At 65.9% G+C, this 9,156-nt stretch carries 10 protein-coding genes and 1 tRNA gene; 7 read left to right on the top strand and 4 right to left on the bottom strand.

Features of this window, described 5'->3' with window-relative positions; translation table 11 throughout:
* The first annotated feature begins 99 nt into the window (after positions 1-99).
* From EV186_RS38630 to EV186_RS38605, 6 genes are all read left to right on the top strand, one after another.
* Positions 100-849: a methyltransferase domain-containing protein gene (locus tag EV186_RS38630; RefSeq protein WP_133854530.1), complete on the top strand. Its 750-nt coding sequence runs from the start codon at positions 100-102 to the stop codon at positions 847-849.
* Positions 850-879: 30 nt separating this feature from the next.
* Complete coding sequence (locus EV186_RS38625; RefSeq protein WP_133854529.1) at positions 880-1,932, top strand: inorganic phosphate transporter; 1,053 nt, start codon at positions 880-882, stop codon at positions 1,930-1,932.
* Between the two features lie 10 nt (positions 1,933-1,942).
* On the top strand, positions 1,943-2,287 hold the full coding sequence (locus tag EV186_RS38620; protein ID WP_133854528.1) for an ArsR/SmtB family transcription factor: 345 nt from the start codon (positions 1,943-1,945) through the stop codon (positions 2,285-2,287).
* A complete protein-coding gene (locus EV186_RS38615) occupies positions 2,284-3,114 on the top strand; it encodes a helix-turn-helix domain-containing GNAT family N-acetyltransferase (protein WP_133854527.1) in 831 nt (276 codons plus the stop codon). The genes EV186_RS38620 and EV186_RS38615 overlap by 4 nt, the downstream gene beginning before the upstream one ends.
* A 67-nt stretch (positions 3,115-3,181) precedes the next feature.
* Positions 3,182-3,895: an aquaporin gene (locus tag EV186_RS38610; protein WP_133854526.1), complete on the top strand. Its 714-nt coding sequence runs from the start codon at positions 3,182-3,184 to the stop codon at positions 3,893-3,895.
* A 361-nt stretch (positions 3,896-4,256) separates the two neighbouring features.
* Entirely contained in the window at positions 4,257-4,553 is a 297-nt protein-coding gene (locus tag EV186_RS38605) for a hypothetical protein (RefSeq protein WP_133854525.1), read from the top strand.
* Between the two features lie 353 nt (positions 4,554-4,906).
* Here the strand turns inward: EV186_RS38605 and EV186_RS38600 are convergent, their stop codons facing one another.
* Positions 4,907-5,644: a barstar family protein gene (locus EV186_RS38600; RefSeq protein WP_133854524.1), complete on the bottom strand. Its 738-nt coding sequence runs from the start codon at positions 5,642-5,644 to the stop codon at positions 4,907-4,909.
* Between the two features lie 940 nt (positions 5,645-6,584).
* On the opposite strand from EV186_RS38600, the gene EV186_RS38595 reads away from it, so the two are divergent.
* Positions 6,585-7,613: a site-specific integrase gene (locus EV186_RS38595; protein WP_133854523.1), complete on the top strand. Its 1,029-nt coding sequence runs from the start codon at positions 6,585-6,587 to the stop codon at positions 7,611-7,613.
* Here the strand turns inward: EV186_RS38595 and EV186_RS38590 are convergent.
* The 3 genes from EV186_RS38590 to EV186_RS38580 all read right to left on the bottom strand — a co-directional run bounded on the left by EV186_RS38590 (position 7,605) and on the right by EV186_RS38580 (position 9,028).
* Positions 7,605-7,677: transfer RNA gene (locus EV186_RS38590), tRNA-Ala, on the bottom strand. The genes EV186_RS38595 and EV186_RS38590 overlap by 9 nt on opposite strands.
* A gap of 51 nt (positions 7,678-7,728) precedes the next feature.
* A complete protein-coding gene (locus EV186_RS38585; protein WP_133854522.1) occupies positions 7,729-8,532 on the bottom strand; it encodes a DsbA family protein in 804 nt (267 codons plus the stop codon).
* A gap of 4 nt (positions 8,533-8,536) precedes the next feature.
* Positions 8,537-9,028, bottom strand: coding sequence for a MauE/DoxX family redox-associated membrane protein (locus EV186_RS38580; RefSeq protein WP_424984213.1), 492 nt, complete (start codon positions 9,026-9,028; stop codon positions 8,537-8,539).
* Positions 9,029-9,156: the final 128 nt, after the last annotated feature.

The raw sequence follows: 9,156 nt of genomic DNA, 5'->3' as shown, positions 1-9,156 counted from the left end.
GCAGGACTCAACGTCCAGGAACGATCAGTGCTCACCTGCCGGCCGGCTACCACCAGGAGTGTGCCGGATGACTCACTCCCAGAACTGATTAGGACCCGCATGACCGACACGACCCAGGCACAGGAAGACGTCCGCGCGTACTACCGGGAGAAGGCCGCCGAGGCGGCGCGGGCCGAGCCCGACGTCAGCTGCTGCGCACCCGACCCGGTGCGGTTCGGGCCCGGGGCCTACGTGGACATCCAGCCCGGCGACGGCACGGACGCGGCATTGCTGGCCAGCCTCGGCTGTGGCAACCCCACCGCCGTCGCCGAGCTGCGCGAAGGCGAGACCGTGCTCGACCTCGGCTCCGGCGCCGGGCTCGACCTCATCCTGTCCGCGCGTCGGGTCGGGCCGGATGGGCGCGTGTTCGGGCTGGACTTCCTCGAGGAGATGCTCGCGGTCGCCCGGACCAACATCGAGGACGCCGAGATCGACAACATCGTGCTGCTCAAGGGCAACATCGAGCAGGTCCCGCTGCCCGCGGGCACGGTCGACGTGATCATCTCCAACTGCGTGATCAACCTGTCGCTGGACAAGCCCGCCGTGTTCGCCGAGATGGCCCGCGTGCTCGCCCCCGGCGGGCGGCTCGGCATCAGCGACGTGGTCGCCGAGGACCACCTCACCGCCGAGGACCGCGCCGAACGCGGCAGCCGCGCGTCCTGCGTGGCCGGGGCGCTCTCCCGTGCCGAGTACCTCGCGCTGCTCGCCGAAGTCGGCTTTGTCGACGGCGAGGTCGAGTTCACCCAGGAAGCGGCGGACGGCATGCACGCCGCCATCATCCGCGCCCGCAAACCGGGCGAGGACAGCTAGCGAGACCCCCAACACCCCAGGGAGCCGCGCGTGTCGGTCATCGAGATCACCGTCTTCGTCCTGGTCGCGGCGCTCGCGGCCGTCAACGGCAGCAACGACGTGCCCAAGGGCGTCGCCACCCTCGCCGGTGCCGGCGTGACCAGCTACCGGCCGGCGATCCTGTGGGGCACGGCCACCACGCTCATCGGCTGCGTGTGCTCGCTCGCGGTGGCGTCGAAGATGACCGCCCTGTTCTCCAAGGGCATCATCACCGGCGAGACCAACGAGGCGTTCGCCGTCGCCGTGCTCGCCGGCGCGTGCTTCTGGGTCGCGCTCGCCACGGTCCTGCGGCTGCCCGTGTCCACCACGCACGCCCTGATCGGCGGCATGGTCGGCGCCGGTCTGCTGCTAAGCGCCGGCGGCGTGTCCTGGGGCGCGGTGGGCAACAAGCTCGTCGTGCCGCTGCTGGTCAGCATCGTCGTCGCCTACGCCATCTCGCTGGTCCTCGCGCTCGCCACCGGCGCCGCCCGCCGCCGCACCCCGCCCGCACAGGATTCCTTAGCTGTGGCGGTGCCGACCGGCGACGGCGGCCAGGTCGCGACCGCCGAGCCACGCACCGACGTGGCGGCCCAGGAGAAGGGATCGCGAGTGCTGACCGCCGCGCACTGGTTCACCAGCGGCGCCACCGGGTTCGCCCGCGGCCTCAACGACACCCCGAAGATCGTCGCCGTCGGCGCCTTCGCGCTCGTGCCCGCGGGCATGCAGCCGTGGCACATCATGGTCCTGGTGACCGCGGCCATGGCCGTCGGCTCGCTCGTCGGCGGTATGCGGGTGGCCAAGAAACTCGGCGAGGGCGTGGTGAAGATGAACCACCGCGAGGGCTTCCTGGCCAACCTCACCACCGCGGCCCTCGTCGGCGTCGGCGCGGGCTACGGCTTGCCGATGTCGACCACGCACGTGTCGACCGGCGCCATCGCCGGCTCGGCCGGACCCAACCTCAGCCGGATCTCCGGCGGCACCATCCGCAACTTCCTCATCGCGTGGCTGGTCACCCCACCGGTCGCCGGAGTCGTCGCGGCCCTGGTGTTCACCTTGGCCAACTAGCCTCGCCGACGTGAGCGCGGACGAACTCGACCGGGACACCGCGGAGACCTATGCGCGCTGGTTCCACGCACTGTCCGACCCGACCCGGGTGATGATCGTGCATTTCCTCGCCCACCAACCCGATCCGACGCCCGCGGGCACCATCGTGGAACACCTCGGCATCGCCCAGCCGACCGTGTCGCACCACCTGAAGATCCTCGCGCACGTGCGGTTCGTGACCCGGCGCCGCGCGGGCACCAGCATCTACTACGGCATCAACCACGATTGCGAGGCGGGCCTGCCCATGGCCGCGAACGTCGTGCTCGGCCTGCCCTCGCTCAGCAAACTCGTCCCTGCGGCAGAATCGACGCCATGACCACCACCGCACCGGCCGCGACGCTGCTCACCGTCGAGGACGCCACGACGTATGCGGAGTGGTTCGCGTGCCTGGCCGACCCGACCCGGGTGCGGACGCTGCACGCCGTCGCCACCGCGGGCACCCCCATCACCATCGGCGAACTGACCGAGCAGTTGGGCATCAGCCAGTCCACGTGCTCGCACCACGTCCGCAAGCTCGCCGACACCGGGTTCGTCCGGGTCCGCAAGGCCGGCACCGCAACGCTGGTCACCGTCAACTCGTCCTGCTACGTCGGCCTGCCGCACGCCACCGACGTCGTCATGGGCCTGCTTTCCCCGCCACCGGCCGAACTCAAGGACCTCGGCGACCACGTGAACGTGCGCAAGCTGCGCGCCCGCGACTGGCCGGCCGTGCGTCGCATCTACACCGAAGGCATCGCCACCGGCAACGCCGGCTTCGACGCGGTCGCACCCGATCGCGCCGCCTTGGAACGGCTGTGGCTGCCCCGCCACCGCTGGATCGCCGAGGTCGACGGCACCGTGGCCGGGTTCGCCGCGGTCGCGCCCGCCGCCATCGACGACCGGTTCGACGGGGTCGGCGAGACCACCGTGTACGTGGCCGAGCTGTTCCGCGGTCAGGGTGTCGGCAAAGCCTTGCTGCACCACGTGATCGCCAACGCCGAAGCCCAAGGCCTCTGGACCCTGCAGACGTCGATCTTCCCGGAAAACCGTGCCGCGCTGGCATTGCACCACGGCGCGGGCTTCCGCACCGTCGGCATGCGCGAGCGGATCGCGCAGCTCAACGGCCGCTGGCGCGACACCGTGCTGCTGGAACGCCGCTCGTGACACCCGCCTTCATCGGCGCGGTCCACAGTGGACGATGTCCCTTACCGCAAGAACGGGGTGATGCGGCGTGCTCGCTCGCAAACTGGTCGCCGAATACCTCGGCAGCCTCCTGCTGGCCGCATTGGTCATCGGGTCCGGCATCGCCGCGCAACGGCTCTCCCCCGGTGACGTCGGGCTCGAGCTGACCGAGAACGCGGCCGCCACCGCGGCGGGGCTGTTCGCGATCATCCTGATGTTCGGACCGATCAGCGGCGCCCACTTCAACCCGGTCGTGTCGTTCGTGGACGCCGCCCTGGGCGGCCTCTCGTGGCGCCACGCGCTGGCGTACCTGCCGGTGCAGGTCGTCGGGTGCGTCAGCGGTGCCGTGCTGGCGAACCTGATGTTCGGCGCGTCCGCGGTGAGCATCGCGACCACCCACCGCGCCACCGCCGCGCACGGCCTCGCCGAGGTCGTCGCCACCATCGGCCTGATCCTGATCATCTTCGCGCTCGTCCGCACCGGCCGCGCCGCCCAGGCCCCGGCCGCCGTCGGCGCCTACATCGGCGCGGCGTACTGGTTCACCAGCTCGACCAGCTTCGCCAACCCCGCCATCACCATCGGCCGGATGTTCAGCAACTCATTCGCCGGAATCGCGCCGTCGTCGGCACCCCTGTACCTCGGCGCCCAAATCGTCGGCGGCGTGCTCGCCGTCCTGCTGGTCCGCTACCTCTACCCCGCACCCGGCCCCACACCCAACGCGGCCATCGACGCGGTTCCCACCGAGGCCACCAAGTCTGCGTGACGACACAGGAACCTCAAGAAAACCCGCCGACCAGAGAATCGTCTATTAGCCGGGATTCTCGACCAGCACCGAGATCATGCTCTACTTCGCACGACTGCGCCGTTCCGCAGCGCTGCCATTGCCGGGCCGCTGATCATTATTCCGACGCGACGGATATCACCCTCCGTGACAGTCCCGTGTAGCTCAATCGCCTGCACGGTGCCTGTCGCTACCGACCCGTCGAGCTCGGCCACCTCGACCTCGTCCCCGGTTGATATTTCGCCCACCTCAAGCACCCCACACGCGACAGGGTATGGCCGCCCGGGGAGACTCCAAACTTCATCAACACGAAACGTGAACATCACAGCGTGCCACCACCAGCGTGCCAGAAATCGACGAACGACTGCTCTATGCTATACGCCGCTTGCTCAAATTCCCCGGCCTTCATGGTGTTCAGGGCGTCAACACCGAAGGCAGTGATCTGATAAACGTGCGTTCACTCGTGCGCGAGCGTGCGGATCAACGTATCCCCGTCTGCGAAGGATGCCAGTTGAGGCGGCTGCCCAAAAGGCGCATCGGCCTCGAAGGCGTTCCTTCGTCCGAGGCAGACCGCCACCTTTCTCCAGCACATCTGTATTTGTCCGAGTTACGGAGCGAGAGAAAGTTCTCAGTCGGCTGAACGCTGGCGAACGACCGCCTGGGGATCATGGCCGCGGATTCAGCCGGGTTCATCGGGCCGGCGGTGGTGGCGTACGGCGATCCATCCGCTGCTGCTTGTCCACAACCAGTGCCAGCCCGGGTCCAGTCCACCGGAATTGTGCTCTGGTACCACCGTGGGGGTCCGGAGGCTCGCCCCCGGCAGGGGGCCGTGGGGTTTGGCCCCCACAAGACACGCTGCGGACGCCGAGCGGACCGCGGGATCAACGGGTTGCGCCAACGCCCAAAAATCATCCGGCACCAACCGCCGCGACGGATTCATCAACCACGACTATGATCGGGACAGATCAAGATCAACGCACGTGAGACACCCTCTTAGGACCACATCACAGATACATCGTGCAGATCCATTATTTCCCATAGGGTTCCGAGTGCGTGCTGGTCTTGAATCCGTTTGAGACGATCGGAGTTCACCAAACGGAGCACCACCGTATTCAAGTCCCTAGTTGAAGACCTCAGACAGTCCTCCACAGCGTCCAAATTGGACCCGAAGTAACCTCCAGGACCGTTGAAGGCCTCACCAAGGGCGATGAACATTTCGTCCATAGTGTGCACCTGCGTGCAGTCCAGAAGGAATTCATTACCTTCACCTAGAACACCAAGAGGTTTTTGGGTGGCAAACCAAGACATTCTGACAACGTGGAGCCAGCCAGACGTCCATTTGGCATTTTCACCAACCCACTGCCCTCTACTGACAGGCATACGCGAGGACCATTGACGCCAGATATTGGGGATCCAAGCGTTGAGCTCCTCAGTGGTTGCGCACACCAGTGCGCGCACCCGGGCATCCGTCCCGATCATCGAGTGGTCAATCTTCGTATCGCCACAGTAGTATTCACCGATACATTTCCCACTGCTATCAACGACCCAAAGCGCGCCTTCTTCGAGTCGACTGACAGTTGTGTCAATTTCCGCTACACCGCGGAACGTAATTCTCAGTGAGGACTGTTCGTCGAGGCTTTGATGATCAAAGAACCCCTCTACATCTGCCGCGCTAAGTATGGTCCTATCGGTTTCATAATCAACTAGTCGAAACAACGGAAGATTCGACACGGTCCGCCTGTCTCTTCGCCACTAGAGTAACCCGTATTGTACCTGGAGTCTATTGGGTGACCGGAACTAGCTCCATCCGCTATTCGGAAAGTGTGGCGCCATGAACGGGTATATCTGTTCGTAATGATTATCGGTCCAACCTGCCACGACTCGACCATCGGGCAGTGTTTTGACGAGAATTCTGCCCTTACCCGTCTTGGTACAGGGACGTCGTACTCAACAGCTCCTCGCCAGAATCGCTCGTGCGGCCGACGCCCTTGGAACACCGTCGGATTTCCCACACTATCGAGGCGAAGCGTGCCACGACCTGCTCTAATCTCTTCGTAAGCGGCCACTGTCTTCTTGCTCAATCCACCGGGAAGCGGATCCGAAAGCTTACCGATCAGCCTTCCGCCACCGCCTACGCCGACGGCCATCCCCCCGGCGATCATTGCCTCCCGGATTTCACGGGGAGAGGGCGGCTGATTTCCATTATTTACGTTGGTGGCAACTAGACCCTCTTCGAACTCTTCCGAACAATCAATATCTCCATTGCTACACCCCTGCGCAAGTAGGCCTGCAGTTATCCCACCTGGATATTCCGCACCGCCGTAGCTCGCCTCATACCCGTCGGATCCAATTTGACCCTGAAGATAGTCGGCCAATGTTCGTATAGAAGGGGCACCATCATCCAGACGATAGCCGTTGATCCAGGTCACGTGATGATCTGGGTCGTGTACTACCGTGACGTCCTTCGTTGGCTTGCCTATCGATATTTGACCGACAGTGCAACATTTAGGCGCGGCGTTGCCGGGTGCCTGCCCACCCTCGCCATGAGGGTTGTAGCACCGTCTGCCGTCTGGCCCACAGTCGGCGCCGTACATGACCATGCCGCTGGGATCAGCAACTACGAACTCGCTATGCGGCGTCCACGGTCGCGACCATCCGCACTGTGTTCTCCATGCTGCTCGACGACGCCGTCGACGAAGAACTCATCTCCCGCAACCCCGTCCGCCGCCGTCGACGCGGCCGGCGGCGTGACCGCACCCCGAGCGCCCGCGAACGTGTCTGGGCCATGCCCGACCACATCGTGCGCATCGCCGCTACCGCCACCACCCTCGGCGGCCCCTCAGCCGGGCTCCTCATCATCACCGCCGCCTGGACCGGATGCCGCTGGGGCGAACTCACCGGACTGCAATGGCACAACGTCGACCTGACCGATCCCGGCAACGCGACCATCACCATCGACCCCGACATAGGTGCCCTGCACGAGTCCAAGCACACCCTCTACCTCGGACCACCCAAGACGCCCGCCTCGGCCCGGACCATCCGCCTGCCCCGGTTCCTCGCGTTACTGCTTCGTCAGCACCAACACATAGCGAGCAGTTCGTTCGTGTTCACCAGCCCCCGCGGCTGCCTCCTACGGCGCAGCACCTTCGACCGACGCGTCCTCCGACCCGCCTGCGACGGCAACCCCACCACCGGCGTACCCGCCGTCCGAACTGGGCTGACCTTCCATGGACTCCGCCACAGCCACAAAACCTGGCTCATCGCCGACCACGTCCCCGAAATCGCCCAAGCACGACGCCTCGGCCACCACCTACGCAACCGGTTGGTCGAGACCTACAGTCACGTTGCCCCCGAAGTCGAAACCCATCTTTTAAGGTGCCTCGAGAAGCGCTGGCAACGCACTGCCCACCTGCGACATTCACCCCGGCCGCGAGGACGCACCGGGCTCACTGCACCCCACAGCCACCCCGCGCGGGACAACACCAACACGTCGAAACGGCACAGACCCCAAGGCCAGGTCAGAGTCAGCCGACCCAATCAACCGGGCACCGAACGCACCAAGATCACTGCTCCACGGATGCGCCAACAGGTGCACCCAAGGAGTCAACTGTCCACTATGGTCAGAGAAACAAGATCGCCCGCCAACACTGTTTTCGCAGGTCAACGGGCGAATCCGAAACATCTTCAGTTGTGGAGCTGAGGGGACTCGAACCCCTGACCCTCACACTGCCAGTGTGATGCGCTACCAGCTGCGCCACAGCCCCGTGGTGCGAGATAGACAGTACAGGACGGCGTCCAGGGGTTTGCAGCGGGGGTCAGGAGAGCAGGTTGAGCCAGTTCGGGTCGCTGATGTCGACGATCTTCTGGCCGCTGGCGACGGTGGGCGTGCCGAAGCCGACCTGGCCGTTGCCGTAGTCCTGCTGCAGGTACGGCGTCTTCTCGGCCTTCTCGAGCTCGGCATTGAGCAGGTTGTCGTACTTGTTGGACTTGATGCCGGCGGCGAAGGCGGGCGAGGTGATGCCGATGTCCTTGCCGAGCTTGATCAGCTGGTCGTCGTCGTAGCCGCGGGAGCCTTCCTCGGGTTGGGTGCCTGCGGCATAGAGGCTGTTGTGGAACTCGACGAACTTGCCCGCGTCGGCGGCCAGCAGGGCCGCGTTGGCCGCGTCCAGGGAGTAGCCGGGCGGGTCGGACTTCTCGTTGAGCAGCGGGAGCATGTGGTAGCGCACCCTCAGCTCACCGGCCTGCACCTTCTGGTCGATCTGCTGGTGGTAGGTCTGCTCGAACTTGCCGCAGAACGGGCACAGGAAGTCCTCGTAGACGTCCACCGTCACCTTGGCGCTGTCCTTGCCCACGAGCACGGTGCCGCCCTCGCGCTTGGCGGGGATGCTGACGCTGGCGGCACTGGTCTGCGGGGCGATCGCCTGACCCTCGGTCTTGTTCTTCTTGTTGTTGCTGATCACGGCGAACGCGATGAGCGCGGCCCCGACCACCACCACGGCGATGATCACGACGATGATCCGCGTCCGGTCCGCCGGTGCCTGGCGCGCCGCGGCGACCACCGCGCCCGGCCGCTGCTCCGTCTGCCGCTTCCTGCGCTCGTTGCGCTGAGCCCCGCCCACCTGGTCAGTCCTCTCGTACCACTCGCGCCGGCCGCAGCCAGCCGTCCAGCGACAAGGCGCCACGCGGGCGCACGATCAGCCACCCCGCCAGCACCATGAACCCGAGGTCCCGGAGGATCTCCAGCGGGTACTCCGTGCGCCCGGCCGCGACCTGGCCGCCACCACCGAAGCACCCGCAGTCGATCGTGAGCCCGCGAGCCCACGACTGCGCCACCCCGGCGATGAACACCACCAGCAACACCGCCGACGCGACCGCCACCCACCGGACGGCCAGGCCGACCACCAGCAACATCCCGAGCGCCAGCTCGACGAACGGCAGCACGGCGGCAACGGGGTGCACGAGGCTGTCGGGCAACACATCGTAGGCGCGGACCGCGAGGTACGTCTGGCTCGGGTCCACCGCCTTGGCGCCCCCCGACACGATCCACACCGCGGCGAGGCCCAGCCGCACCAGCATGCCGATCGGGTCCATGACCCGCGCGGACGGTGTTCGCACGGCCTCGAAGCTACCCTGACCAGCTGAGGACTTCCTGAGAGACATCCCAGGAGCTGAAATGTCAAGCCGCAACGTTCTCGGCGTGATGCGACCAGGCGGTCGCCTCGTCGTAGAGGGTGCCGGTTGTG

The sequence above is a fragment of the Labedaea rhizosphaerae genome (assembly GCF_004362825.1).
GTDB lineage: Bacteria > Actinomycetota > Actinomycetes > Mycobacteriales > Pseudonocardiaceae > Labedaea > Labedaea rhizosphaerae.
This window is presented reverse-complemented; position numbering and strand designations above follow the sequence as displayed.

What these genes read in the sequence shown, in the direction of transcription:
- EV186_RS38630 (WP_133854530.1), top strand. Translation starts at nt 100, where the DNA reads ATGACCGACACGACCCAGGCACAGGAAGACGTCCGCGCGTACTACCGG.
- EV186_RS38615 (WP_133854527.1), top strand. Translation starts at nt 2,284, where the DNA reads ATGACCACCACCGCACCGGCCGCGACGCTGCTCACCGTCGAGGACGCC.
- EV186_RS38595 (WP_133854523.1), top strand. Translation starts at nt 6,585, where the DNA reads ATGCTGCTCGACGACGCCGTCGACGAAGAACTCATCTCCCGCAACCCC.